A 24,602-nucleotide genomic window follows, 5' to 3' on the forward strand; every position below is an offset into this window, starting at 1 on the left:
TATTCAGGCTAGCAACATTGAATGCTTGCAGCTTCCTTAACGCTGATTTATGCAACAATATTTTGCCACTGCAGCGCAACATGGATCAGCGTTGCTCTGAGATACTGCTTGACATGCAACGACTTCCCCTGTCGACCCGCATGGCTGTAAACCGACCCGCCTTCTTTGGCGGGTCATTTTTTTCGCCGCACGCGATTAAAGCAAAACGTAAGGAATGAACAGATGAACATCTCGATCGACACCCTGTTCGCAGAAGACGAACTTGCACAGGACGCCATCGTCACCGCGCTCAATCACCAGGACATCGTGGTTGCGCTCTCCGCGGCACTCGCGTCCGAACGCGTGGCGGTCCTCCACATGCTCTACCCGCGCACCGACGCGCGCACGCACCGCAGCCTCGACGCGCTCGTCGACGCCCTGCACGGCCACGGCCTGCACGAAGTCGCGCGCCTCGTCTCGCAGGAAGCGCATTACCTCGTGTTCAAGGATCCGGTGAAGGCATGGAAGGCCTTCCACGAGATCCGCAACGACTCGCTCGCCATCGGCGTGCATCTGTACTACGCGGGCCTCGTGGGCGAAGCCGCCGAGCACAAGCTCGACGCGCACGCGCACGGCCGCGAGTAAGCAAGCGCTAAATTCGGACTGCGATACTTCTGGAGTCCTGTGAAAGCGGCCACCCTGGGTGGCCGCTTTGCATGGGAGGCTCGCCTGGCCGCGTCTTCGCCCAGCCGCCGCTCAATCCCCCTCAATCGCAGGCGCAGAAGTCCGGCTGGCCCGCGAACACCGCACCCGCCGCCGCCGCGCCCGCGCCGCGCACAGCGCAGGTCAGCGGCGCGTCGGCCACGCGCACCGCCACGCCCAGCTCGGCGGCCAGGCACTGGTCGAGACGGCCGAGCAGCGCGCCGCCGCCCGCGAGCACGATGCCGGTATCGGCGATATCGCTGACGAGCTCGGGCGGCGCCTGTTCGAGCACCTGGCGCACTACGCCAAACACCTGACGCAGCGGCAACGCGAGCGCATCGGCGATGTCCTCGCTCGTGATCTCGACGGTGCGCGGCAGGCCGTCTTCGAGGCTGCGGCCCGTCACGCGCAGGCGCCCGATGGGCTCGCCGCGCAGCGCGCTGCCGATGGTCTTCTTGGCATGCTCGGCGCTCTGCTCGCCGAGGATCACCCCGTAGAGGCCGCGCACGTGCTCGATGATGGCGCGGTCGAACTGATCGCCGCCCACGCGCACCGAACCGCTGCACGCCACGCCGCCCAGGGCGATCACGCCCACCTCGGTCGTGCCGCCGCCGATATCGACGACCATCGACCCCGTTGCCGAAGCGACCGGCAGCCCCGCGCCCAGCGCCGAGGCCAGCGACTCGCCGATCAGGTTCACGCTCGCCGCGCCGGCCGCGAACGCGGCGTCGCGAATCGCGCGGCGCTCCACGCGCGTCGCGGCCCCCGGCACGCATACCGTGAACGCCGGGCGCCGGCCGAAGGCGCGGCGCGGGCGCGCCATGGCCACGAAGCGGCGCATCATCTGCTCGGCGGCGGCGAAGTCGGCGATCACGCCGTGCACGAGCGGCTTCACGGTTTCGAGGTTCTGCGGCGCGCGCCCGAGCAGGGCCTTCGCCTGGGCGCCCACCGCGGCGACGGCGATTTCTTCGCCCTTGCGGCCCTGGCCGGCAGCCGCGCCGCGCGCGCGGCAAACCACCGAGGGCTGATCGAGCACGATGCCGCCGTCCTCCGTATAGATCAGCGTATTGGCGGTGCCCAGATCGATCGCCACATCGTGGCGAGGGCGGGACAACCGGTGCAGAAGCGAAGCGTGCCGCGCGGCTCGGGCCATGTCGTCGTTGTTCGTCGTGGTGGGTCGGTGGTCCGCCTGGCGGCGGGGCGCCCTGGAAATCGACCCCGGCGGCGGCAAACGTTTGACCAGCCAGCGACAGCAGCGGCTCAACATTGCGGATGGTGCAGCGCTGCGAACTGGGTGCAATGCCGCGCGCCGGGCGCAAGAGGCCATGACGGCCCACTCGTTCCGTTTACGGCAGCATCGCCCAAGACTTTAGTGACGCACGTTAGTGACGCACGTTAGTGACGCACGTTAGTGACGCACGTTAGCGGCGCGCGCCCTTCCCGCTCCCGCGCTACCCCAGCGCCCGCACCAGCGCGTCGCGCCCGAGCATCGCGCCCTGCGCCGTGATCGTGTGGCCGACGCCCGGCAACGCAAACGCCGCCACGGCGAAGCCTGCGTCGCTGAACGCCGCGGCGGCGCGCTCGAGCTCCAGCACCGGAATCACCTCGTCGTCCTCGCCGTGCACGAGCGTGATCGGCGTGCGGCTCTTCGCGACGACCGGCGTAACGAGGCGCCCGGCGTAGGCGACCACGGCCGCCGCCCCCTCGGACTGCGTGGCCACGAGATAGAGCGACATGATCGAGCCCTGCGAGAAGCCGACCAGCGCGAGGCGGTCGTGGCCGAGGCCCCAATGCGCGAGCTCGTCGGCGAGGCGCTTTTCCAGCATCGGCGCCGCGGCGGCCACGCGCGCGGTGCGGTTCGTTTCGTTCACGTCGCGCAACGTGAACCACTGGCGGCCTCCGAAGCCGCCGTCGAACGGCTCGTGGCCGTCGAGCGAGGCGAAGGCGACGCCGGGCAGCGCGTCGCGCCAGGCGTCCGCGAGCGGCATCAGATCGCGCGCATTGCTCCCCACCCCGTGCAGCAACACGACGAGCGCGCGCGCCGCACCTTCGGCGGGCGCGAGACGCCAGCCACCATCGAATTGTTTCCAGCTCATTGTCCTGATCCTCTCCGCCGTATCTCCGACTTGCCAACCCGCCTCATTCAGCGCCGCGCGCCTGGCATCGCGCTGCAGCAAACGCGACAGCCGCAAGCATACGCTGCCCTTGCCGCACGCGCATGCACACCGGCCAAACGAAAGCCAGGCGTAACAAACCGCGCCGCGCGCGGCCCGCCGATGCCCCTGCAACGCCTGGAGATGCTTCCACGACCGCCCATGCCGCCAGGCGATTGCGGGTATCCTTGCCGCAAATCCGGTCCGCCGCGCGGACCCTGCGCGTTTCCTGCCGCCCCCCCGAATTTGCGGAGAAGAAGCTTGAGCCAGCCCGCCTCGCCGTCGCAGCCGTCTTCGCCGTCTGTTCCGCCCGCTCCGCCGCCCCCGCTCGAAGGCGGCAAGCTGATCCTCGCGACCATCGCCGTCGCGCTCGCGACCTTCATGAACGTGCTCGACACCTCGATCGCCAACGTCGCGATCCCGACCATCTCGGGCGACCTCGGCGTCTCGGTCGACGAAGGCACGTGGGTCATCACGGTGTTCGCCGCGGCCAACGCGGTCTCCATTCCGCTCACCGGCTGGCTTACGCAGCGCTTCGGCCAGGTGCGCCTGTTCGTGTGCTCGATCCTCTCGTTCGTGCTGGCTTCGTGGTTCTGCGGCATCGCGCCCACGCTGCCGATCCTGCTCGTCGCGCGCGTGCTGCAGGGCGCCGTGGCGGGCCCGCTGATTCCGCTCTCCCAGGCGATCCTGCTCGGCTCCTGGCCGCGCGACAAATCGGCCAGCGCGCTCGCATTCTGGGCGATGACCACCACGGTCGGCCCGATCGCCGGCCCCGCGCTGGGCGGCTGGATCACCGACAGCTACAACTGGTCGTGGATCTTCTACATCAACATTCCAGTGGGCCTGTTCGCCGCCTCGATCGTGTGGTCGATCTACCGGCACCGCGAATCGGCCACGCGCAAGCCGCCCATCGACGTGGTGGGCCTCGGTCTGCTGATCGCCTGGGTCGCCTCGCTGCAGATCCTGCTCGACAAGGGCAAGGACCTCGACTGGTTCGCCTCGCCCGTGATCGTCACGCTCGGGATCGTCGCGGTCGTGAGCTTCGCGTTCTTTCTCGTCTGGGAGCTCACCGAGGCGCATCCGATCGTCGACTTGCGGCTCTTTGCGCAGCGCAATTTCCTTGGCGGGACGATCGCAATCTCGGTGGCGTATGGCGTGTTCTTCGGCAATCTCGTGCTCCTGCCGCAATGGATGCAGGAGTACCTCAACTATCGCTCGGTGGACGCGGGCCTCGTGACCGCGCCGCTCGGCATCTTCGCGCTGCTGCTTTCGCCCGTGGTCGGGCGCGTGCTGCCGCGCTCGGACGCGCGCGTGATCGCGACGGCGGCGTTCGTGTTGTTCGCGGTGGTGTTCTTCATGCGCTCGCGCTACGTGATCGAGATCGACACATGGCATCTCGTGCTGCCCACGCTGCTGCAAGGCGTGCCGATGGCGCTCTTCTTCGTGCCGCTCACGGCGATCATTCTCGCGGGCCAGCCGCCGCAGCGCATTCCCGCCGCCGCGGGGCTCTCGAACTTCGTGCGCGTGTTCTGCGGCGCCGTGGGCACGTCGATTGCAACCAACGCCTGGAACAACCGCACGATCCTCCATCACGCGCGCCTCACCGAGCAGGCTTCCGTCGACAACCCGATCTTCACGCAGTCGATCGCGCAGACGCAGCAGGCGCTGCACCTGAGCGAGCCCTCGGCGCGCGCGCTGTTCGATTTCCAGCTCTCGACCCAGGCCGCGATGATGGGCCTGAACGACATCTTCTATATCTCGGCGATCATCTTCCTCGCGATCATTCCGCTCATCTGGATCACGAAGTCGACGAAGGGATCGGGCGGCGGCGGCGCGGCGGGCGCGCATTAAGCCCGTGTTGCCACCGCGCTGAACTCGCGTTGTCAGTTCAACGCGCTACGCGAAACGCTGCGGCAAATAAGGCCGCGGATCGGTGAACGGCGTCTCGCCCATGATCTGCTCCGCGAGCAGCCGCCCCGACACGGGCCCGAGCGTGAGCCCGTGGTGGTTGTGGCCGAAGGCGAACCACAGCCCTGCATGACGCGGCGCGGGCCCGAGCACCGGACGCATGTCCGGCGTGCACGGGCGCATGCCCATCCAGGGCTGATCGTCGAGCCGCTTGCCGAGCCCGAACATCGGCCGCGCCGCGCGCTCGGCCGCATCGAGCTGCGCGTAATTGGGCGGCCGCTCGCGCGAGGCGAGCTCCACGCCCGTGGTGAGCCGCAGACCGCGGTTCATCGGCGCGACCACATAGCCGCCCTCGATATCCACGACGGGACGCGTGAGCGGCGCGCGCGCCTCGCTCGCGTAGTGCATGTGATAGCCGCGCTTGGGCCGCAGCGGCACGCGATAGCCCAGCGGCCCGGTCACGAGATCCGACCACGGCCCGAGCGCGACGACGGCCAGCTCCGCCGGGAGCGGGCCGTCCGCGGTCTGCACCTGCCAGCCGCTGCCTTGCGCGCGCAACGTGAGCGCATCGCCTTTCGCGAACCGGCCGCCTTCGCGCAGGAACAATTGCGCGTAGCCCTTCACGAGCGCGCCGGGATCGGCCACGCTGGCCGGATCGAGCCAGTGAATCGCGCCGGCATAGCCCTCCGAGAGCGAGGCCTCCGCCGCGCGCAGCCCCGCCGCATCGAGGACCGCCATACGCAGACCATGCTGCGCGGCCACGCGCTGCGCGTCTTCGCGCTCGCGCTCGAACTGCGCGGACGAGCGGTACGCCTCGATCCAGCCGACGGGACGCACGAGCGCGCGCAGATCCGCGCCTGAGTCGGTGCCCGGGTCCGTACGCGCGAGCAGCGCCTCGTGCTCGGCGACGCAGCGCCCGATCAGCGGCCACATGTCGTGAGATGCGGCCGCGAGCCGCGCCGGCGCCGATTCGCGCCAGAACGATGCGAGCCAGCGCACGTAGGCGGGCAGCGAGCGCGGGTCGTAGCGCAGCATCGTCGAGTCGTTGCGCATGAGGCGCAGCAGCGTGCGCCAGTCGCGCGGGAAACCATACGGCACGACCGACGAAGCCTCGATCAGCCCCGCGTTGCCGAAGCTCGTTTCCTCGCCGGGCGCGCGCCGGTCGACGAGCGTGACGCGCACGCCGCGCGCTTGCAGATGCAGCGCCACGCTCACGCCGACGATACCCGCGCCGAGGACGATCGCGTCCTTGCTCATGCCATGCCTCCCGAGTCTCTATGTGTATGTGTAACGCTGACGCGCATCGCTTCGCGACGCTGGCGCGCGCAGCGCATGAACGCGTTTCGGCACATTGTAATTGCAACCGCACTCTGAGCAGAGGCGCTGCGGTATCATCGCGGTCCCCGCTCATCGGCGCCATCCGTCCATGAACACCCCGAACTATCCAGCGATCCTCGAACAGATTCATCGCGACATCGCGCCGTGGCGCACGATGGGCCGCGTCGCCGATTACATCCCCGAACTCGCCAAGGTGCCCGCCGAGCGTTTCGGCATGGCGATCGTCACGCTCGACGGCCAGGTGTATTCGGTCGGCGATGCGCACGAGCGCTTTTCCATCCAGAGTATTTCGAAGCTTTTCGCCTGCACGCTCGCCTTCCAGCTGCTCGGCGACGCGCTCTGGGAACGCGTCGGCCGCGAGCCCTCGGGCACCGCGTTCAACTCGCTCGTGCAGCTCGAGACCGAGCGCGGCGTGCCGCGCAATCCGTTCATCAACGCGGGCGCGCTCGTGGTCACCGACGTGCTGTGCCGCCGCTTCGTGGGCGCCGAGACGGCGCTGGTGCAGTTCGTGCGCCGGCTGACGGGCGCCGCCGATCTCGACTACGACCTGCGCGTCGCGCAGTCGGAACTGGCGCACGCCGAGCGCAATCGCGCGATGGCGCATTTCATAGCGAGTTTCGGCAACCTGGAGATGCCCGCCGATGCGGTGATCGACGCCTATTGCCGCCAATGCGCGATCGAGATGAACTGTGTCGAGCTCGCTACCGCCGCGCTTTTTCTCGCCAATGGCGGCGTCGCGCCGGTCTCGGGCGAACGCATTCTCGATACGAGCTCGGCCAAGCGCCTGTCCGCGCTGATGCTGACCTGCGGGACCTATGACGCCGCGGGCGACTTCGTCTATCGCGTGGGGCTGCCGGCGAAAAGCGGCGTGGGCGGGGGGATCGTCGCTGTGCTGCCGGGAGAGATGGCGGTGTGCGTGTGGTCGCCGGGTCTCGACGCCAACGGCAATTCGCTGGCCGGGGTCAAATCGCTGGAATGGCTGACCACGCGGACGGGGCGGTCGATTTTTTGAGCGTGCCGCCCCGGCTCGCGACACATAGCGCGATAAACTCCCGTGCCGCTACCCGAGCTCGATCATGACCGTCGAAATCCGCCCCGAAACCCCCACCGACATCCCCGCGATCCACGCGCTGACGGCCGCCGCCTTCCTGCACGCGCCGCACACGAGCCATACCGAGCAATACATCGTCGACGCGCTGCGCGCCGCTGGCGAGCTTGCGGTCTCACTGGTGGCCGTGGACGGCGACGCGCTCGTGGGGCACATCGCGCTGTCCGCGGTGACGCTATCGGATGGCACGGCGGGCTGGTTCGGCCTGGGGCCGGTTTCGGTCGCGCCCGCGCGGCAGGGGCAAGGCATTGGCGGCCGGCTCGTCGAGCATGCGCTCGACGCACTGCGCGCCCAGCAGGCGGCAGGCTGCGTGCTGCTCGGCGATCCGCGCTATTACCGGCGCTTCGGCTTCGCGTCCGAGCCCGCGCTGGTGCTGCCCGGCGTTCCCGCCGAGTATTTCCAGGCGCTCGCGCTGCGCGGCCCCGTGCCGGCGGCAACCGTGCGTTACAGCGAGGCGTTCGAGGCGCGCGCCTAGCATCGAGAGGGCCCTGAGGCACGAGGGCCCCGCCCTCGCTACGCACGAGCCGCATCCGGCAAGACAGCCGGGTATGAGCCTTGCAATTCAAAGCGAGGGAAACGATCAGGAGAAGCCGATGGCCCCTCATCCTCTGCGCGTCTGGCCCCGAGTGGCGCTCGTGTTCGCGATCCCGGCGGCTATCGTGACATCGGCGGCAACATCGGCGCTGGCCCAGAGCGGCACGCCCCATCCGCCATCTCCGATGGCGGTGCCTCCGCCCGCGGCCGCTTCCGGCACGGCCAGCGCGACCAATCCCGACAATATGCCCGTAAAAAAGCCGCGCAAGCCCCCCAACGACGATATCGCCCGCCCTCCGCCCGCCAGCGCGGCGAAAGCGAAATAAGCGGCCAGGCAAGCCCGCAAGCGAATCAAAAGCCGCTCTCGTCCCAGCGGATGTCCCGCACCTGCACGATGCCACCCTCCACGCGCACCGCAAAGACCATGAGATCCTCATAGGCCGGCGGCGCGAGGACCTTGCCCGTCCGTATGCAAAAGCGCGCGCCATGCCGTGGGCAGACCACTTCATCGCCCTCCACGGCGCCGCCCGTCAACAGGCCGCCGTCATGCGTGCAGAGATCCTCGATCGCGTAGCAGGTGCCGTCGAGATTGAACACCGCGACCTGCGTGCCCTCGACATTCACGCTGCGCACGGCGCCCGGCGGGAAATCGTCGTAGGGCGCCACGTCCACCCAGTCGGCCATGTCAAAACATCCCCAGTTCCAGACGGGCCGCCTCGGACATCCGCGCTCTCGTCCACGGCGGATCCCATACCAGCGTCACCTCCACCGCGTTCACGCCCGCCACGTCCATTACGCTCTCCTCAACAACGGACGGAAACGTCCGCGCAACGGGACAGCCCGGCGCGGTCAACGTCATGCGGATCGCCACGTGCCCGCTTTCGTCGTCGACGTCGAGGCCGTAGACGAGCCCCAGATCGTAGATATTGACCGGTATCTCGGGGTCGTACACGGTGCGCAGCGCATCGATTACGCGTGTATGCAGGTCGCCGCCGCTACCCTGCGCATCGTCGCGTTCGTGCATGTGGTCTGTGGTGCCCATCGTCGTTAGCCTCGCTGTTCGTCACGCTGTTCGTCACGCTGTTCGTCACGCGGGCCCTCATGGCGCTCGCGTCATTCCGTCGATACCAGGTCGCCTTCGGCGCGCAAGGCCGCGCGCAGCGTGTGCCATGCGAGCGTCGCGCACTTGATGCGCGCCGGAAACTCGCGCACGCCGCCCAGCACCGCGAGCTTGCCGAGCGCGGCTTCGTCCTCGAGCGGGCGGTCCGCCGGCGCCGTCGCCATCGCGTGAAAGCGTTCAAACAGCGCCTCGACCTCGGCTTCGGTGCGGCCCTTGAGCGTCTCGGTCATCAACGAGGCCGATGCGGTCGCGATCGCGCATCCCGCGCCCTCGAAGCCGACGTCCTTCACAATGCCGTCCTCGATGCGCAGATACAGCGTGATGCGGTCCCCGCACAGCGGGTTATAGCCTTCGGCCCGACGATTCGCGCCCGGCAGCGCATGGCAGTTCCGCGGCCGCCGGTAGTGGTCGAAAATCGTTTCCTGGTACAACTCACGAAGATCGCTCATAGCGGGAACATCTCCTGCACGCGCGCGAGGCCCGCGACAAGCGCGTCCACGTCGGCGCGCGCGTTGTAGAGCGCGAACGATGCACGCACCGTGGCCGGCACGCCATAGCGGGCCATGACCGGCATCGCGCAATGATGGCCGGTGCGCACCGCCACGCCGCCCTGGTCGAGAATCGTGCCGATATCGTGGGCGTGCGCGTGCTCCATCACGAACGACACGATCCCCACCTTCTCCTTTGCAGTCCCGATTATTTTTAAGCGCGGCACCTTGCGCAGCGCGTCGCTCGCGTAAGCGAGCAGATCGGCCTCATGCGCGAGCGCCACTTCAATGCCGATCGCGCTCAGATAGTCGAGCGCCGCCGCCAGCGCGACCGCGCCCGCGATGTTCGGCGTGCCCGCCTCGAAGCGCCAGGGGATCGCGTTGTACTCCGTCTTCTCGAAGGTCACGGAGCGGATCATGTCGCCGCCGCCCTGCCACGGCGGCATCGCTTCGAGCAGCGCGGCCTTCGCGTAAAGCACGCCTATACCAGTCGGCCCGTAAGCCTTGTGCCCGGAAAACGCGTAGAAGTCGCAATCGAGCGCGGCCACGTCGACGGGAAGATGCGCGATCGCCTGCGCGCCGTCGATCAGCACCGGCACGCCGCGCGCATGCGCGAGTTCGATCAGCCGCGCAATCGGGTTGACGGTCCCGAGCGCGTTCGACGCATGCGCGATCGCCACGATGCGCGTGCGCGGACCGAGCATCCGCTCGTAAGCGTCGATGTCGAGCGCGCCGGCGTCGTCGATCGGCACCACTTTGAGCACCGCGCCGGTCTGCGCGCAAACCATCTGCCACGGCACGATGTTCGAATGGTGCTCCATCGCGCTGATGAGAATCTCGTCGCCGGGCGCGATGCGTGGCCGCACATGACTCTGCGCCACGAGGTTGATCGCCTCGGTCGTGCCGCGGACGTAGACGATCTCCTCGGCGCGAGCCGCGTGGACGAAGCGCGCGATGCGCGCGCGGGCGCCTTCGTAGGCATCGGTGGCGCGCTGCGAGAGCAGATGCACGCCGCGATGCACGTTCGCGTTCATCTGCTCGTAATACGCGCGCTCCGCGTCGATCACGGCCGTGGGCTTTTGCGTGGTCGCGCCGTTGTCGAGATACACGAGCGGCATGCCGTGCATGCGCTCGCGCAGAATCGGAAAATCGCGCCGCCAGCGTGTCACGGTTTCTTCGTCTGGAATCCTGACCGGTTCGACGGGCTTCATGTCAGTCCCCGCAAATATTCGCCGCCGGGCAGGCGCGCGAGCAGCAGTTGCGTGAGCCGCTTGCGCAGCGCGGCGCTGTCCACACGGTCCACGCACACGCGCGCGAAGGCCCATATCAGCAATGCGCGCGCCATGCGTTCGTCGATGCCGCGCGAGCGAAGGTAGAACAAGGGCTTTTCGTCGAGCTGGCCGACGGTCGCGCCGTGCGTGCATTTCACGTCGTCGGCGTGAATCTCCAGTTGCGGCTTCGTGTCGATCTGCGCCTCGCGCGAGAGCAGCAGATTGTCGTTGCCCTGATGCGCGTCGGTCTGCTGCGCGTCAGGGTGCACGATCACGCGCGCGTCGAACACGCCGTGCGATGCGCCATCGAGCACGCCGCGATAGTATTCGCGGCTCGTGCCGCGCGGCTGTTCGTGATCGATGCGCGTATGGTGATCGACATGCTGTCTCGCGCCGGCCAGATACAGACCATTGAGATCGGCGCGGGCGTCGACCGCGTCGAGACGCGTCGCGATCTGCGTGCGCGAGAGCGCGCTGCCGAACGCAAACGCATGCGACGTGAAGTGGCTCGCGCGCTGCTGCGAGACGTCCACCCGGGCGATATGGAACGCGCTGCGCGCCTCCTGCTGAATGCGGCAATGGCCGATATCGGCTTCGCTGTCCGCGACGATCTCGGTGACCGTGTTGACGAAATAGGCCGCGTCCGTGATCCCGGCGAACTGCTCGACGATCGAGCAGTGCGCGCCCCGCTCCGCCAGTACCGCATTGAACGGCTGCATCGCGAGACCCGCTTCGTCGGCGAAAAACAGCACGTGCAGCGGCGCCTCGATCGTGCATCCGGGCGGCAGCACGACCACATAGCCGTCGCTCAGGAACGCGCCGTTCAGCGCCGCGAAACCGTCCTGCGGCTCACGACGGTTCATGACGGCCTCGAGCCGCTCGGGCATCTCGCGCATGGCCTGGCGCAGGCTGCCGACGAACGCGCCCTCGGGCAGATCGGCGAGCCGCGAAAGCTTCGGCGCGTAGCGGCCATTCACGAACACGAGGCGGTTCGCCGTGTCATCCGGCACGAGATCGCTCACCAAAATGGCGATGCCGCCCGGGTCCGCATGGGCGGGATGCGCAGGCGCGAAATGCCAGCACGGCTGCGCGATGGCCGTCACGTTGGTGTACTTCCACGCTTCGAGCTGCGTGCCCGGAAAGCCCAGCGTCTCGAAGCGCTCGAACGCGCGGCGCCGGGCACTGCGCAACCACGGCAACTCGACGCCCGGCAGCGTCTTCACTGTCGTGCGAAAAGCGTTGCGGTAGTAATCGCGCATCGTTTCGCTCATGGTGGCTCCTCGCCGGATAACGCGCGCCGCCGCTAGTGCGCGGCGCGCGGTCCGGGTCCTTCGTGTGCCTCGTGTTCCTCGTGCTCGTCGCGTGCCTCGGCGCCGAGCCAGCCGTAGCCCTTGCGCTCCAGTTCGAGCGCGAGTTCGTGCGTGCCCGAGCGCACGATGCGGCCCTGCGCAAGCACGTGCACGTGATCGGGCACGACGTAATCGAGCAGGCGCTGATAGTGCGTCACCAGCACGATCGCCCGGTCCGCGCTGCGCATCTGGTTGATGCCGCGCGCGACCACCTGGAGCGCGTCGATGTCGAGGCCCGAGTCGGTTTCGTCGAGAATGGCGAGACGCGGCGCGAGCACCGACATCTGCAGCACCTCGTTGCGCTTTTTCTCGCCGCCCGAGAAGCCCTCGTTGACGCCGCGCGAAAGCAGTTCCTCGCCCATCTGCATCTCCGCGAGCTTCTGCCTGATGAGCGCGAGAAATTCCATGGCATCGAGTTCGGGCTCGCCGCGCGCCTTGCGCTGGGCGTTGAGGGCGGCCTTCAGCAGATAGACGTTGCTGACACCGGGAATCTCCACCGGATACTGGAAGGCGAGAAAGACGCCTCGGCGCGCGCGTTCGTCGGGCGCGAGCGCAAGCAGGTCGCTGCCGTCGTAGAGCACGCTGCCGCCCGTCACGGCATACGGTTCGCGCCCGGTCAGCACGTGCGCGAGCGTACTCTTGCCCGAGCCGTTCGGGCCCATGATCGCGTGAACCTCGCCGGCATTCACGCGCAGATCGACGCCGCGCAGAATCGGCTTGCCTTCCACGTCGACACTCAAGTTGCGGATATCGAGCATGCTGTTTGCCTCTCCTGACCGACGTACCTACCCGACGCTACCTTCGAGGCTCACGCCGAGCAGCTTCTGTGCCTCCACGGCGAATTCCATCGGCAATTCCTTGAACACGTCCTTGCAAAAACCGTTGACGATCATCGACACCGCGTCTTCTTCCAAAAGCCCGCGCTGCATGCAATAGAACAACTGGTCTTCGCCGATGCGCGACGTCGAGGCCTCGTGCTCGACCTTCGCACTCGCATTCTTCACCTCGATATACGGGAACGTGAAAGCACTGCAGCGCTCGCCGAGCAACAGCGAATCGCATTGACTGTAGTTGCGCGCGTCCTGCGCCGAGCGGCCCATTTTCACGAGCCCGCGATAGGCGTTCCTGCCGCGGCCCGCGGAAATGCCCTTCGAGAGAATCGTGCTGCGCGTGTTGCGCCCGAGATGAATCATCTTCGTACCGGTGTCGGCCTGCTGGTAATGGTTCGTGAGCGCCACCGAATAGAACTCGCCGACCGAGTTGTCGCCGCGCAGGATCACGCTCGGGTATTTCCAGGTGATGGCGGAACCGGTCTCGACTTGCGTCCACGAGATTCTTGCGTTGGCCTCGCGGCAGTCGCCGCGCTTGGTCACGAAGTTGTAGATGCCGCCGCGCCCCTGCTCGTCGCCGGGGTACCAGTTCTGCACCGTCGAATAGCGGATCTGCGCGCCTTCGAGCGCCACGAGCTCCACCACCGCCGCATGCAACTGGTTCTCGTCGCGCATCGGCGCCGTGCAGCCTTCGAGGTAGCTCACGTAAGCGCCTTTATCGGCGATGATCAGCGTGCGTTCGAATTGCCCGGTATTGCGCGCGTTGATGCGGAAATACGTGGACAATTCCACCGGGCAGCGCACGCCCGGCGGGATGTAGCAAAACGAGCCGTCACTGAAAACCGCCGAATTCAGCGTGGCGAAGAAGTTGTCGGTGTACGGCACCACTGAGCCGAGATACTGCCGCACGAGCTCCGGGTGTTCCCGCACCGCGTCCGAAAACGAGCAGAACACGATGCCGAGTTCGCCGAGCTGCTTGCGAAACGTCGTCGCGACCGACACGCTGTCGAAGACCGCGTCCACGGCCACGCCGGCCAGCATCTCGCGTTCCTGCAGCGGCACGCCGAGTTTCTCGTAGGTGCGAAGCAGTTCCGGATCGACTTCGTCCAGACTTTCAGGCCGCCCCGCCCGCGTGTGCGGCGCCGAGTAGTAGGCGATCGACTGCCAGTCGATCGGCGGATGCTCGACCGTGGCCCAATGCGGCTCGCTCATCGTGAGCCAGTGCCAGTACGCGGCAAGCCGCCATTCGAGCATGAATTCCGGCTCGTGCTTCCTCGCCGAAATCGCCCGGATCACGTCTTCGGACAAGCCGCGCGGCAAGGTGTCGGACTGCACGTCGGAGACGAACCCATGCTGGTATTTGCGCCGAACCCATTCTTCCATTCCGGTCGCGGTCGTATTCATCTGGACCTCCGCTTTCTGCGGCGGCGCCGAAACGTTCGGCACCGCCCGAGCGCGGAAACCGGTTGCGAAGCCGCATGGTCTTCTCGACCGGCGGCATCCCTATTATTACGGTCTCCTTTTCACTCTTGTATTCATTGTAGAGCCGCCCCCATAACCCTGGCGCACCCAGGGTCTCCGTGCGAGCGAGACCATCTCGTTCACGAGAAAGCCCTCCCTCCCCCTACCCCCTATGGGCGCACAACAGAGTGTGCGGGAAAAAATGGCTCCAAGGCCCGTAGCACCGTTGGCGTTGCAGCTCTGAAAAACCCACAGAGTGTGCGGGAAACCGATCATCGACCTGAGGCTGCCTCCATTTCAGAAACGCAAAGTGTGCGGGAAGCCCGTCCCACAGGAGTCACAAGAACAGCTTTAAATCGGGCCTCATCACATTTTTCCCGCGGTGCAGCACCGCATAAAAATGGCGTTCTTGTGCACTGTATAGACGCAGTTCGACTGGGAAACGGCAGCAACGCAGCACTTTCCTCACGCTTTGCCGCCGTACGGGTTCGTCCCGCACATCGCGACTACTGGCGAAGCACCCTTCGCGACGAAGAATGGCTGCTTATTGAATGGCCTGATGGCGATACGGAGCCGCTCAAATACTTTCCCACTACCGCTCCCGAGGAGGCGACACTTGAGCAGCTTGTGTTCGTGACCAAAATGCGCTGGCGCATCGAGCGCGACTATCAGGACCTGAAACAGGAGTTCGGGCTCGGTCATTATGAAGGGCGAGGCTGGCGCGGCTTTCACCATCACGCCACACTGAGTATCGCTGCGTATGGGTTTCTGATGGCTCAGCGACTCAGGATGCAATCAGATGGACGCGATAAAAAAAACTTCCTTGAACGCGCGCTGCCTGCCCTTCCCCCGGATTACATTCCCCGGGGCAGTCCAGCGCGCTCAACACCACGTTCCTGATTCCATTACTACGCTGCGCATCCTGCTTGGACAAAGGCTCATGCAACGGTGGCTCTCTTTCCCGTCCGGCAACAGTCTGAGCAACTAATTATGTGACACAGTAAGACTAAGAAGCTGTTGCGAAATTAACCGGATGCTGCCCTGAGTTTGTTCCAGCAATCAAGCAGCACGCGAGCGAGAGGAATGCCTCATGCACATGTGCGTAGCGTTCGTAGCGAATCTTGAGCCGTCTGAATGCATGAAACCAGGCAAAGGACCGTTCAATGAACCAGCGCGTTTTACCGAGGCCACCGCCATGAGGCGAACCGATTTTGGCGAGCAAGGGGGTGATGCCGCGTTCACGCAGACGCTTGACCTGAGGCGGCATCGGAGCATTGGCACTACCGAAATCGGGAGGGCCCGACAGACCTCGTGTTCGAGCCTCGCGACTCAATGTTCCGCACTTGCGTTGGCGCCGCCTGCAATGCCGGCCGTGCCGAAATCAACCAGTTGATTCAGCAGGGTCGTCGTCACACCTTCCTTCCCCGCTTCGCGCAAAACACGGGCGAGGGAAAAGATCACCGTGTCCGTATAGAGGGCGAATCGCCGGTTGACGGCCGCCGTCGGCACGCCCGGCAATGCCTTGTCGATCAGCTCGCATGCACGGCTGAGCCCGTCCCAGACAGACGGATCGGTGGCATCCGATCCTCTTAGCGCGGGACTCAATGTCGTTTGCGCCAGAACCTGGACATAGTAGACACCCCACGCCTCTTTCTGAACGATCTCGAATATTGGCCGCGTTGCAGCGAGCAAGATGGCGCGCACGTCGCCAAGCTGCCCCTTTTGCTCGATACGATCGAGATACTGGTGCCGAATGGCATTGATATGCCGAAGGCGCATATGGAGCAGTTGCGACACCAGGCCCGCGCGCGAGCCGAAATGATAGTGCAACGCCGACCGATTCCGCTGGCCGCCTTCATCGACAATTCGACTCAACGATACCGCTTCCACACCGTTCTCGGCGAAGAGACGCTCCGCGATCGCAAGCAGCAGGTTCACCGTCGAAGGCAGTGCGTCTGGGTCAAGGGCTGGGGCCGCGGCGCTCGAGCGGGGTCTCCCGACGCTCCGCTTGGTGCGGGGAACTGCGCTGGACGGCATGTCTCGACTCCATTGTCTGTTCGATGTAGCCCGTCATGCTACCTGATCGCCGGCACACAGCCGCATCGCCAGGGAATACGCCGATTGGGGCGATGCACCTCAGATTAATATAATACATTACATTAATTCAGAAGCGACACTTCGTGAACGCCCGAACGCCGGGCACGGAGACAGCAATCTCATGAGCCACCCCGTTACCCGCCGCGCTGTCCTGCAGGCTCTTCTGGTAGCCGGCATTAGCGGTGCCCTGCCCCTTTGCACCGTCCGCAGCGAGGCCAGCCAGCCCGACGCCGACACGTACCGTCTCGGGTCTCGCGCGTATGTGTATGGCTTTCCCATGATCTACCTGTCCCGGTTACGCTATGTGCGCATGACGACGGGAGATCCCGTGACGGGCGAGCACCATCGCTGGGGAGCCTGGGCACATCGGGACCGCACGATCACGCCTTCCATGGTCGGCGCACCGCAGACCGATACGCTTTATTCGGACGCATGGCTCGATCTCGCACGCGAACCATATCTGCTGGAGATCCCGCATACCGATGGCCGCTACTGGAGTATCCAGTGCTGCGATTTCCTCGGCGCGACGTTCGGCCTGCCGAATCGACGCACGGTTCAGGGGAAAGCCGTGATCGCACTCGTGGGACCGGACTGGTCGGGACCGTTGCCTGACGATGTCTCGTATATGTATCGGGCCGGGATGCGCGAAGCTTTCCTCGTCATGCGCCTGTTCTTCGCAGACGAGGCCGACCGGACGAAGGCGACCGCACTTCAGAAGGCACTCACGATGTACCCGCTTTCGGAACGCGCACGCAAGGCGGACTGGCAAGGCATCGTCGCGCTGCCGCCATGTCCGGCTCAGGCCGGAAGTGACAGGCTTGCGGATTTCAGGACACTGCAGACGATATGGCAGTCATGTCCGCCGCCCGCGTACGACCAGCCGCTAACCGAGAGCTTCCGTCCCATCGATTTGTACGAAGGGGCAGCACCCGGCTTCGACAACCTGTCGCCGGAAGCTCGCGATGCCCTTGCACAGGCGGAAGCGGACGCGCGCTCCACGCTGCACGCGGGTACGCACCATTTCCCCGGCAACAGGAGCGCCAACGGATGGGTGGCGTCGAAACGGGCTGCGGGTCTCTACGACGACGGCGACTACGTCTATCGCGCAGCTGTAACGATGCTCGGCACGGTCGCACTGCCGGTGACGGAGAACGTCTACTACGTTGCGCAAACCGACGGTGGTGGCGCGCCACTGAACGGCTCCCGGCGCTATGTCGTGCGGTTTGCGCCGGGCCAGCTTCCCGCCTGCCACGCGTTCTGGTCCATGCACGCCTACCGCTATGCGGGCTACACGGTCATGCCGAACACGCTCGACCGGTATTCGATCGGCGACCGGACCCCGGGAATCCAGTTCGACGCGGACGGCGGTTTGACGATACGCATTCAGAGCGCTGGGCCAGCGCCCGAAGAGACCGGCAACTGGCTGCCTGTTGCGGAGGATACGGACTTCTTCCTGATTATTCGTGGATACGAACCGGTCGACGTCGAAGCTTCGCTTGCGTGGCTGGGCCCCACGATCAGACAGCTGTCATAGCGCGCCGGTTCCGATCGTCACCGGCCGTTCCCGCTCAGACCCAATCCCAGACCGCTCCCGCGCAAGGTTGCGCCGGAGCCCGATCCTGAAGACCGGCAGGACCTGTCGGTCATTGCATTACCGAATCCGAAGCAGACAGGAAACGGTCCAATCATGGCCGAAATCACAACCACAGGAGGAGACGGAATGAAGTTGAAGTGGAGCGGTGCGGCAGTTGCCATTGCCTTCGCCAGTGCAGCGAATGCGCAGTCGTCGGTGACACTTTACGGTGCCATCGACAGCGGATTGATTTATCAGAGCACCTCGGCGCCGTATTTCAGTCCGCGTTTGCCAAATAGCGGTGCAGTCTTTGCCGCCAAGGACGCCGGCCTGTACGGCAGCTTCTGGGGGCTCAAGGGAAGCGAAGACATCGGTGGCGGATACAAGATCAATTTTCAGTTGCAGGGCACATTCATCAGTACTACTGGAAAATTGGGTTTGGGCGATACCCCTGGCGTTAGCACGATCTTCAATCAGCAGGCGACGATCGGTGTGTCGGGTCCGTTCGGCAGACTCGACGCCGGCCGGCAATACGTGCCGATGATCTATGCAATGGCCGAGACCGACGCTCGCGGAGCGCAGTATTTCGGCAGCATCCTGACCGCATGGCTCGGCATGGGCCAGGTGGCAGGCTGGCCCGGCACGAGTACCAACGGTCCGATCGGTGCGCTGTACGACAGCAACGCACTGGTCTACCAATCGCCCAGATTCCATGGTGCATCGTTCGCGCTCGAATACGCGCCGGGGGGCGTGGCGGGCCAGATACAGGGCGGAACGCGTGAATCGGCCGTGCTGAAATACTCGAACTACGGGCTGCACCTGGCCGCCGTGTATTACAACGGGCACGACACCAATCCGTACCCGCTGACTTATCCGACGACACCGGCCACGCCGCCTACCGGACTCGACAACAATCGTTTCTACTATCTTGGTGCACTCTACACCTTCCGGAATCTCTCCGTATCTGCGTCGTACTCGATCGGCAAGAACCCCGCCAACACGAGCCATGTCGACTATGAACTCATCGCTGGTGGGCTCGGCTATCAGTTTACCCCGGCCTTCCGGGTCACCTCCGGTTACTACTACCTGAAAGACCGGAACAACTCGGCGAATCATTCGGGCGAGTTTGCCATAGGCGCCGAATACAGCCTGTCGAAACAGACCCTGCTCTATGCACAGGTTGGATGTGTCGACAACAAGGGGACCATGACCTCTACGATCGCGTACGGCCAGCCGGTCGCACCAGGCATGTCCACCACGGCCGCGATGATCGGCATGCGCCATAACTTCTGATACCACAAGCTGGAGAACAGGTTGACGCGATGAAAACGATGAACTCATTCAAGACTGCAATCCGCGCATTGATCGTTGCAGTGTCTGCGGGCGTTGTTACGCAGGCGTGGTCCCAGACTGGCGATGCGGTCGAGCCATCGGCCGCCCCCATGGCCTCCGCGACCGGGCCTACGACGGCCAGGGCAGCTCGGCTCGCGAATCGCGCGCTCCGCAAGCAGGTTTATGCCGCTTTCGCGAAACACAGGGAGATCGACGCAGGCAGCCTCAGCGTCACTGCGACGAACGGTGCCGTGACGATCGACGGCACGGTGACGGAAGCCGCGCAGATTCGGGTGGTCGCCGAAATTGCAAGGAATGTGGCAGGCGTGAAGTCGGTAAAGACAAGGCTCTCCGTCCAGCGACCGCTTGGTCAGTAGCGCAAAAGCGTTCGGCGCAGCCACTCGGGGAATTCGCATGGGAAGCGGGTGGTTGCGCAAGACAGTTCGTGAATCAAATATCTTGACCTCGCGGGCATATCTGCCCAAAGATTGCGAGGTTGCTGGACCTTTTCCATTTAATCGACATTCGAGGAAATCTGTATGGAGCGATGGACAGATCTTGCAGCCGTGAAGGGAAGGTGGAATACGCCGTCATTCAGGTCGATACTGGCCGCGCGGGCGAAGGTTGTGGCGCAGTTCACGCTGGCTGCGGTTTTCACCGTGGTTCACTGTGCAGACGCACACGCCCTGACACCCAGTGAAGCGCGAAGCATCGCGAAGGAAGCCACTATTTATGGATTCCCTCTCGTCGACAGTTACCGTATTCAATACACATATTTTGTCGACAAGGGTAACCCGGAATACCGGGCTCCCTGGAACACGGTTGCGGGATCGGCCCGCGTCATGACGCCCGACGACAAAGCGGTCCAGACACCGAACGCCGACACGCCCTACTCGGTACTGGGCGCAGACCTGCGGACTGAACCGCTGGTTCTCACGGTGCCCGAAATCGACAAGGGGCGATACTATTCGCTCCAGTTCGTCGACATGTACACATTCGATTTCGCCTATGTGGGCAGCCGCGCGACGGGCAATGGTGCGGGACGCTACCTGCTCGCCGGGCCTGGCTGGAAAGGTACGAAGCCCACGGGCATCAAGTCAGTGATTCGCTCGGAAACCGATTTCGCGTTCGTGCTCTATCGCACGCAGTTGATCAATGCTGGCGACGTCGATAACGTCCGGAAGATCCAGACCGGGTATACCGTGCAGCCGCTCTCCGCCTATCTCGGCACCGCCGCTCCCCCCGCAGCACCGCCCGTCGATTTCATCAAGCCGCTCACGGTCGCGGAGGAACGTTCGTCCATCCGCTTTTTCAACGTCCTGAATTTCGTATTGCAGTTCTGTGCGCCCGATCCTTCGGAGGCCGCGTTGCGGGCGCAATTCGCGCAACTCGGCATCGGCACGGGCAAGCCGTTCGATGCAAGCGCGCTTGCCCCCGATATGCAGAAGGCATTGGCGGACGGCCTCGCGGATGGCTGGGCGGCATACAACGATTTCAAAGCCCGCATGATCGACACGGGCAAGAGTTCGAGTTCAGAAGATTTCGGCACGCGCGCCTATCTGAAGAACAACTACATGGCACGCATGGCTGGCGCGGCCCTGGGCATCTACGGCAACTCGAAGCAGGAGGCCCTGTATCCGCTCTATCTCACGGATCGCTCAGGTACCAAACTGGACGGAACGAAGCGCTATATTCTGCGCTTTCCCCCGGGTAAATTACCTCCTGTCAAAGCATTCTGGTCGTTGACGCTCTATGACCTCCCTTCAAGCCTGTTGTATGCAAATCCGCTGAACCGATACCTGATCAATTCGCCCATGCTTCCCGCGCTCAAGCGTGACGCGGACGGCGGAATCACGATTTATGTCCAGCACGAATCGCCCGGCGGCGAACGCGAGTCGAACTGGCTGCCGGCACCCGACGGCCCGTTCTTCCTGGCGTTGCGTCTTTACTGGCCGAAGGAAGCTGCACTTGACGGGCAATGGAAGGCACCCCCTGTTCAGGCAATAAAATAGAAACCGAAAATTGTCATTCGGGGGCAGTGACCGCTGCCAGGATATCTAACATTGATAATCCTGCAGCGCGCTGCCCATTTTCCGAAGCGCTGACCGGGAAGCCGATGTGGTGAGATGCCAGTTCCGAAGTCAGGGACCGATATCTGGAGAACACGGTGAAGAGAATTCGCGTAACCTGTCAGGCGCTCGCAACCTATAACCAGGCGTGGGCCGCCTGCCTGCATGCATGCATGCATGCATGCAAGGCCAAGGTTACTCGGTGCGCCAGGCACACCGCGATCCGCCGGGCCGCGTTGCCGCGCGCACAAGTTGCGCGGGGAAACGCACCAGTGAGACGTACATAAAAAAAGCAGTTGAGTGGCAGTAAAAACGGAGAGTTGAGTTGACAATAACAGTGCGACACGAGAAGTGGCACGGCGCGTCTACGTTCCGGCGCCTTGCCTGCCGCATGGCGCTCGTTGCCATCGGAGTCGGGAGCGCCCCGGCAAGTCACGCGACCGAAGGTGCCCTCGGTCGTCCCGTCGCTGGCACAAGCGTGCTCACGGGCGTCGGCGAAGTGCCACCGGCCGGCATTTACGTGGTGAATCTCGAAGAGATCTATCTGGATGGCTCGATTTCCGGATCGCGCGAAGTGCCGATCGGCGGCAAGGCGTCGACCGGCATCGACGCGCAGGTCTCGCTCACACTGGCCTCAATCATCCGTGGCTGGGGAAGCATTGGCGGCTGGAGCTTTGCCTCGGGCATCACCGTTCCATATATCTGGACTGAGGTCACGGGCACGACGGGCATCGGTCGCCTTTCGAGTTCGACGAGCGACCGCGCCTCCAATATCTATGACCTCTATTTCACGCCCGTCGAGGCCGGCTACAGTTTCTCGCAGAACTCCCACCTCGCGTTGAGCTTCAATTTCTGGGCACCAACGGGCCAGTACAACGCCAATGACCTGGCCAACGCCAGCCTCAATACGTGGACCTTTGTGCCGCAGGTGGCCTACACGCAACTCGTGCCCAGCTACGGACTCGAGTTCGATGTCGTTGCAGCGCTGCAGTTCTACACGCGCAACAACGCCACCAACTATCAGAACGGCCCGCTCTTCACGCTCGACGCGATGGGTCTCAAGCGCTTTGCAAACGGCGTGGGTATCGGCGTCGTAATGGGCACGGTCCAGCAGCTCGCCAACGACACCGGACCGCTCGCCGACCGGCTCAACGGTTTTCGCGGCCACGACTTCACGCTCGGCCCGATCATCACGTATGACACGAAGATCGGCGGCAAGGCACCGTTTTCCGCAAGCTTGCGATGGGTGCCGACAATTGCGAGCACCAATCGTCTCAAGGGCACGACGAGCGTGATGGCCACTGCCACACTGGCGTTCTGATGTCACCTGGATATGCGCGTTCCTCAACGCGGCCCAAACCTCATGCGGGCCGTTTTTCCGGTCTCGTCCATCCTCCAGCTCTTCCCTACCGGGCGTTTGCACTTGCGAAACGCCTTTTCGAACTCCGGCACGAGCTTGATTACCCAGCGGTGCACGCTCGAGTGATCGACCTCGACTGCCCTCTCGGCCGTCATTTCTTCATCATCCATGGAATAACGCGATTTTATCCCGGCACGTTAGCGCAACAGAACCGACCGAGGTGCTCGCGGGCATGCCGCTGCCCGCGACCCGCGTCGCCCCTTGATTGCCTGCCGGGGCGAGGCGGTCCAAACACATGCGCCCGCGTTTCTTAGTGCGGAGGGGCGTTGACCACCACGTATTGCACGGTGGTGCCCGAGTATTGCGGCTGATACCACGTCGAGCCGCATTGCTGGTACGTCACGCCATTGACGATCATGGACGAGCAGCTAGGAGGCAGGCTGTGAACGATGGAGCCCACCACGGCAGCCGTCCCGACCACTGCCGTGGTCACGGCCGCCGCTGTTGCCACCGGGTGATCGTTGTACCAGCCACCATGGTAATTGTCGTTATAGTTATTAACGACATTGGCCCGGTTATTGCTAATATTCGTCGCGGCATTCGTGCGGTTGTTGCTGATGTTCGTCGCGGCGTTGGCCCGGTTCGTACTGGCTTGCTGCACGGTGTTCTGGCGCCCGCTCGCGCGCTCGGTGCGGTTGGCTTGCCGGGTCTCGACGTTGGCCGGATTCGCGCCCCCGACGTTACCGCCGCTCACCGACGTCCGCGCCCCGCCTCGAGTCTGAAATGCGCCGGCGGTCGTTGCAACTCCCGCCGCTAACAGCGCGGCGGCCGCTGTCATCAAGATTTTTTTCGAGTGCATGGTGATCCCTATATATGGAAATATTATTGGGCGTCGCTGGATTGCACAAACTTGATCTGATGTGCATTTTCAGGAGGCGTGAATTTGAATGTCGTCGGAGTGATCTCGGGCTTGAGGTTCCAGTGATACACCGCCGTGTATTGGGGCTTTTGCTTGTCCTCCGACGTCACGATATTCAGCTTGCATGGCAGCGGCTGGTCGCCTTTCTGAATCCAGATTTGCCAATCGAACTGCTTTTCATGATAGGCGTAGTGCGAACATGTATTTCCGCCTACAACTTCATCACCTACATATACTGCAGAAATCACACCGGTAAAGGCAGCCGGATTCGCCCCCAGCGAGAAGATATCGGCCAGCGGCAGCTCCAGCCCATATTTAGACTCGATATCGACTATCAGCTCTTTGATCGTCGATGGCGCGGGGACCGTCGCGTAATAGTTGCCGGGCTCCGTAAAGAGCGTGAAGCTCTTGCCATCATAAATTGCGTGCCGGCTGGTGCCTGGCGCGCCGCCGACAATATCCGCCTTGAGGGAGTCCGGGCGGCTCACAGTCATCTTCGTGCTGTGCGACAACTGAATCAGTTGCGTCGTTGAACCATCGACCATGATTTGATCCGTCGTCGAATCGACATCGAGACCAAATTGTTTGACGGTTTGTAAGTAACTGTTCATCTTGACCAGGGCATCTATTGCCTCTGGATCCGGCTTATGCGCAGCAGATGGGGTTGCCTTTGATGCCGCCACCGCGGCACCTCCTGAAGCACATAAGGCGCCAGCAATCACAGCGACAAGTGCCAATTTGGTAAGCTTTTGCGTCACTCTTCTTCTCCTCTAATTGGCCTCATAGGCCAATTTCTCAACGTTGAGCCTCAACCCCTGAATGGACGTCTGTGCCGCCGTCTGTGTTGCGAGACAGGCGTATAACTATACTTCTGTTTCCTGAATTTCATCATCAAGGCTGAGCAGGAAGGCAAGCTTGGCGGAGCGGGCACGAAGCCGATGAGCGCGGAGCAGATGGAGTTGTCGAGACTTCGCGCCGAATTGGCGCGGCTGAAGATGCAGCGTGACATTC

General features: G+C 64.1%; 23 protein-coding genes and 4 pseudogenes. 12 read left to right on the forward strand and 15 right to left on the reverse strand.

Features of this window, described 5'->3' with window-relative positions:
• Nucleotides 1-222: 222 nt before the first annotated feature.
• On the forward strand, nt 223-624 hold the full coding sequence (locus U5775_RS10805; RefSeq protein ID WP_322058126.1) for a hypothetical protein: 402 nt from the start codon (nt 223-225) through the stop codon (nt 622-624).
• Nucleotides 625-745: 121 nt separating this feature from the next.
• On the opposite strand, the gene U5775_RS10810 is transcribed toward U5775_RS10805, so the two are convergent.
• Complete coding sequence (locus U5775_RS10810; RefSeq protein ID WP_322058127.1) at nt 746-1,834, reverse strand: rod shape-determining protein; 1,089 nt, start codon at nt 1,832-1,834, stop codon at nt 746-748.
• A 298-nt stretch (nt 1,835-2,132) separates the two neighbouring features.
• Nucleotides 2,133-2,777, reverse strand: coding sequence for an alpha/beta hydrolase (locus U5775_RS10815; RefSeq protein WP_322058128.1), 645 nt, complete (start codon nt 2,775-2,777; stop codon nt 2,133-2,135).
• A gap of 318 nt (nt 2,778-3,095) precedes the next feature.
• Between U5775_RS10815 and U5775_RS10820 the strand changes: the two genes are divergently transcribed.
• Nucleotides 3,096-4,685, forward strand: coding sequence for a DHA2 family efflux MFS transporter permease subunit (locus U5775_RS10820; RefSeq protein ID WP_322058129.1), 1,590 nt, complete (start codon nt 3,096-3,098; stop codon nt 4,683-4,685).
• A gap of 45 nt (nt 4,686-4,730) precedes the next feature.
• Here the strand turns inward: U5775_RS10820 and U5775_RS10825 are convergent, their stop codons facing one another.
• The gene (locus tag U5775_RS10825) at nt 4,731-5,999 is read right to left on the reverse strand and encodes an FAD-dependent oxidoreductase (RefSeq protein ID WP_322058130.1); all 1,269 of its coding nucleotides are present in this window, start codon (nt 5,997-5,999) and stop codon (nt 4,731-4,733) included.
• Nucleotides 6,000-6,168: 169 nt separating this feature from the next.
• Between U5775_RS10825 and U5775_RS10830 the strand changes: the two genes are divergently transcribed.
• The 3 genes from U5775_RS10830 to U5775_RS10840 all read left to right on the forward strand — a co-directional run bounded on the left by U5775_RS10830 (nt 6,169) and on the right by U5775_RS10840 (nt 8,048).
• Nucleotides 6,169-7,092 carry a glutaminase gene (locus U5775_RS10830; protein ID WP_322058131.1) on the forward strand — a complete coding sequence of 308 codons (924 nt, stop codon included), beginning with the start codon at nt 6,169-6,171 and terminating at the stop codon, nt 7,090-7,092.
• Between the two features lie 64 nt (nt 7,093-7,156).
• Nucleotides 7,157-7,663 (forward strand): N-acetyltransferase, encoded by a 507-nt coding sequence (locus tag U5775_RS10835; protein ID WP_322058132.1) that lies wholly within the window; start codon nt 7,157-7,159, stop codon nt 7,661-7,663.
• 73 nt (nt 7,664-7,736) lie between these two features.
• Nucleotides 7,737-8,048, forward strand: a complete 312-nt coding sequence (locus U5775_RS10840) for a hypothetical protein (protein ID WP_322058133.1) — start codon at nt 7,737-7,739, stop codon at nt 8,046-8,048.
• A gap of 25 nt (nt 8,049-8,073) precedes the next feature.
• Here U5775_RS10840 and U5775_RS10845 read toward each other — a convergent pair whose 3' ends face one another.
• From U5775_RS10845 to sufB, 7 genes are all read right to left on the reverse strand, one after another.
• A complete protein-coding gene (locus tag U5775_RS10845; protein ID WP_322058134.1) occupies nt 8,074-8,406 on the reverse strand; it encodes a non-heme iron oxygenase ferredoxin subunit in 333 nt (110 codons plus the stop codon).
• 1 nt (nt 8,407) lies between these two features.
• Complete coding sequence (locus U5775_RS10850) at nt 8,408-8,764, reverse strand: SUF system Fe-S cluster assembly protein (RefSeq protein ID WP_415913550.1); 357 nt, start codon at nt 8,762-8,764, stop codon at nt 8,408-8,410.
• Between the two features lie 71 nt (nt 8,765-8,835).
• Nucleotides 8,836-9,291, reverse strand: coding sequence for a Fe-S cluster assembly sulfur transfer protein SufU (gene sufU, locus U5775_RS10855; protein WP_322058135.1), 456 nt, complete (start codon nt 9,289-9,291; stop codon nt 8,836-8,838).
• Nucleotides 9,288-10,541 (reverse strand): cysteine desulfurase, encoded by a 1,254-nt coding sequence (locus tag U5775_RS10860; protein WP_322058136.1) that lies wholly within the window; start codon nt 10,539-10,541, stop codon nt 9,288-9,290. Before U5775_RS10860 ends, sufU begins: the two co-directional genes overlap by 4 nt.
• On the reverse strand, nt 10,538-11,872 hold the full coding sequence (gene sufD / locus U5775_RS10865) for a Fe-S cluster assembly protein SufD (RefSeq protein ID WP_322058137.1): 1,335 nt from the start codon (nt 11,870-11,872) through the stop codon (nt 10,538-10,540). Before sufD ends, U5775_RS10860 begins: the two co-directional genes overlap by 4 nt.
• A gap of 32 nt (nt 11,873-11,904) precedes the next feature.
• Nucleotides 11,905-12,708: a Fe-S cluster assembly ATPase SufC gene (gene sufC / locus U5775_RS10870; RefSeq protein WP_322058138.1), complete on the reverse strand. Its 804-nt coding sequence runs from the start codon at nt 12,706-12,708 to the stop codon at nt 11,905-11,907.
• A gap of 27 nt (nt 12,709-12,735) precedes the next feature.
• A complete protein-coding gene (sufB, locus tag U5775_RS10875; RefSeq protein WP_322058139.1) occupies nt 12,736-14,184 on the reverse strand; it encodes a Fe-S cluster assembly protein SufB in 1,449 nt (482 codons plus the stop codon).
• 501 nt (nt 14,185-14,685) lie between these two features.
• Here sufB and U5775_RS10880 point away from each other — a divergent pair.
• Nucleotides 14,686-15,141: pseudogene (locus U5775_RS10880) on the forward strand (transposase); the annotation flags it as partial.
• A 125-nt stretch (nt 15,142-15,266) separates the two neighbouring features.
• Here the strand turns inward: U5775_RS10880 and U5775_RS10885 are convergent.
• Together U5775_RS10885 and U5775_RS10890 are read right to left on the reverse strand one after the other, a co-directional pair.
• Nucleotides 15,267-15,493: pseudogene (locus U5775_RS10885) on the reverse strand (transposase); the annotation flags it as partial.
• A gap of 77 nt (nt 15,494-15,570) precedes the next feature.
• The gene (locus U5775_RS10890; RefSeq protein ID WP_322058140.1) at nt 15,571-16,179 is read right to left on the reverse strand and encodes a TetR family transcriptional regulator; all 609 of its coding nucleotides are present in this window, start codon (nt 16,177-16,179) and stop codon (nt 15,571-15,573) included.
• A gap of 280 nt (nt 16,180-16,459) precedes the next feature.
• On the opposite strand from U5775_RS10890, the gene U5775_RS10895 reads away from it, so the two are divergent.
• The 5 genes from U5775_RS10895 (at nt 16,460) to U5775_RS10915 (ending at nt 22,633) form a co-directional block, all read left to right on the forward strand.
• Nucleotides 16,460-17,872, forward strand: coding sequence for a DUF1214 domain-containing protein (locus tag U5775_RS10895; RefSeq protein ID WP_322058141.1), 1,413 nt, complete (start codon nt 16,460-16,462; stop codon nt 17,870-17,872).
• A 186-nt stretch (nt 17,873-18,058) separates the two neighbouring features.
• A complete protein-coding gene (locus U5775_RS10900) occupies nt 18,059-19,204 on the forward strand; it encodes a porin (protein WP_322058142.1) in 1,146 nt (381 codons plus the stop codon).
• Between the two features lie 29 nt (nt 19,205-19,233).
• Nucleotides 19,234-19,620 carry a BON domain-containing protein gene (locus tag U5775_RS10905; protein ID WP_322058143.1) on the forward strand — a complete coding sequence of 129 codons (387 nt, stop codon included), beginning with the start codon at nt 19,234-19,236 and terminating at the stop codon, nt 19,618-19,620.
• A 162-nt stretch (nt 19,621-19,782) separates the two neighbouring features.
• Nucleotides 19,783-21,255 (forward strand): DUF1254 domain-containing protein, encoded by a 1,473-nt coding sequence (locus U5775_RS10910; protein WP_322058144.1) that lies wholly within the window; start codon nt 19,783-19,785, stop codon nt 21,253-21,255.
• A gap of 448 nt (nt 21,256-21,703) precedes the next feature.
• Complete coding sequence (locus U5775_RS10915) at nt 21,704-22,633, forward strand: transporter (RefSeq protein WP_322058160.1); 930 nt, start codon at nt 21,704-21,706, stop codon at nt 22,631-22,633.
• 59 nt (nt 22,634-22,692) lie between these two features.
• Here U5775_RS10915 and U5775_RS10920 read toward each other — a convergent pair.
• The 3 genes and pseudogenes from U5775_RS10920 to U5775_RS10930 form a co-directional block, all read right to left on the reverse strand.
• A pseudogene (locus U5775_RS10920) lies at nt 22,693-22,833 on the reverse strand (IS6 family transposase); the annotation flags it as partial.
• A 149-nt stretch (nt 22,834-22,982) separates the two neighbouring features.
• On the reverse strand, nt 22,983-23,531 hold the full coding sequence (locus U5775_RS10925) for a DUF6515 family protein (RefSeq protein WP_322058145.1): 549 nt from the start codon (nt 23,529-23,531) through the stop codon (nt 22,983-22,985).
• Nucleotides 23,532-23,554: 23 nt separating this feature from the next.
• On the reverse strand, nt 23,555-24,349 hold the full coding sequence (locus tag U5775_RS10930) for a DUF2092 domain-containing protein (RefSeq protein WP_322058146.1): 795 nt from the start codon (nt 24,347-24,349) through the stop codon (nt 23,555-23,557).
• A 132-nt stretch (nt 24,350-24,481) separates the two neighbouring features.
• On the opposite strand from U5775_RS10930, the pseudogene U5775_RS10935 reads away from it, so the two are divergent.
• Nucleotides 24,482-24,602, forward strand: a pseudogene (locus tag U5775_RS10935) (IS3 family transposase); the annotation flags it as partial.

Origin of the sequence: Paraburkholderia sp. J63 (assembly GCF_905220245.1) — a bacterium.
In the GTDB taxonomy this organism is placed as follows: domain Bacteria; phylum Pseudomonadota; class Gammaproteobacteria; order Burkholderiales; family Burkholderiaceae; genus Paraburkholderia.

Bases quoted from the DNA above. Each gene is read 5' to 3' on its own strand.
- U5775_RS10805 (WP_322058126.1), top strand. From the start codon at position 223: ATGAACATCTCGATCGACACCCTGTTCGCAGAAGACGAACTTGCACAG.
- U5775_RS10905 (WP_322058143.1), top strand. From the start codon at position 19,234: ATGAAAACGATGAACTCATTCAAGACTGCAATCCGCGCATTGATCGTT.
- U5775_RS10850 (WP_415913550.1), bottom strand. From the start codon at position 8,764: ATGGGCACCACAGACCACATGCACGAACGCGACGATGCGCAGGGTAGC.
- U5775_RS10915 (WP_322058160.1), top strand. From the start codon at position 21,704: ATGGCGCTCGTTGCCATCGGAGTCGGGAGCGCCCCGGCAAGTCACGCG.
- U5775_RS10825 (WP_322058130.1), bottom strand. From the start codon at position 5,999: ATGAGCAAGGACGCGATCGTCCTCGGCGCGGGTATCGTCGGCGTGAGC.
- U5775_RS10925 (WP_322058145.1), bottom strand. From the start codon at position 23,531: ATGCACTCGAAAAAAATCTTGATGACAGCGGCCGCCGCGCTGTTAGCG.
- U5775_RS10840 (WP_322058133.1), top strand. From the start codon at position 7,737: ATGAGCCTTGCAATTCAAAGCGAGGGAAACGATCAGGAGAAGCCGATG.
- U5775_RS10810 (WP_322058127.1), bottom strand. From the start codon at position 1,834: ATGGCCCGAGCCGCGCGGCACGCTTCGCTTCTGCACCGGTTGTCCCGC.
- U5775_RS10845 (WP_322058134.1), bottom strand. From the start codon at position 8,406: ATGGCCGACTGGGTGGACGTGGCGCCCTACGACGATTTCCCGCCGGGC.
- U5775_RS10895 (WP_322058141.1), top strand. From the start codon at position 16,460: ATGAGCCACCCCGTTACCCGCCGCGCTGTCCTGCAGGCTCTTCTGGTA.
- sufB (WP_322058139.1), bottom strand. From the start codon at position 14,184: ATGAATACGACCGCGACCGGAATGGAAGAATGGGTTCGGCGCAAATAC.
- sufD (WP_322058137.1), bottom strand. From the start codon at position 11,872: ATGAGCGAAACGATGCGCGATTACTACCGCAACGCTTTTCGCACGACA.
- U5775_RS10860 (WP_322058136.1), bottom strand. From the start codon at position 10,541: ATGAAGCCCGTCGAACCGGTCAGGATTCCAGACGAAGAAACCGTGACA.
- sufU (WP_322058135.1), bottom strand. From the start codon at position 9,291: ATGAGCGATCTTCGTGAGTTGTACCAGGAAACGATTTTCGACCACTAC.
- U5775_RS10910 (WP_322058144.1), top strand. From the start codon at position 19,783: ATGGAGCGATGGACAGATCTTGCAGCCGTGAAGGGAAGGTGGAATACG.
- sufC (WP_322058138.1), bottom strand. From the start codon at position 12,708: ATGCTCGATATCCGCAACTTGAGTGTCGACGTGGAAGGCAAGCCGATT.
- U5775_RS10830 (WP_322058131.1), top strand. From the start codon at position 6,169: ATGAACACCCCGAACTATCCAGCGATCCTCGAACAGATTCATCGCGAC.
- U5775_RS10815 (WP_322058128.1), bottom strand. From the start codon at position 2,777: ATGAGCTGGAAACAATTCGATGGTGGCTGGCGTCTCGCGCCCGCCGAA.
- U5775_RS10835 (WP_322058132.1), top strand. From the start codon at position 7,157: ATGACCGTCGAAATCCGCCCCGAAACCCCCACCGACATCCCCGCGATC.
- U5775_RS10900 (WP_322058142.1), top strand. From the start codon at position 18,059: ATGAAGTTGAAGTGGAGCGGTGCGGCAGTTGCCATTGCCTTCGCCAGT.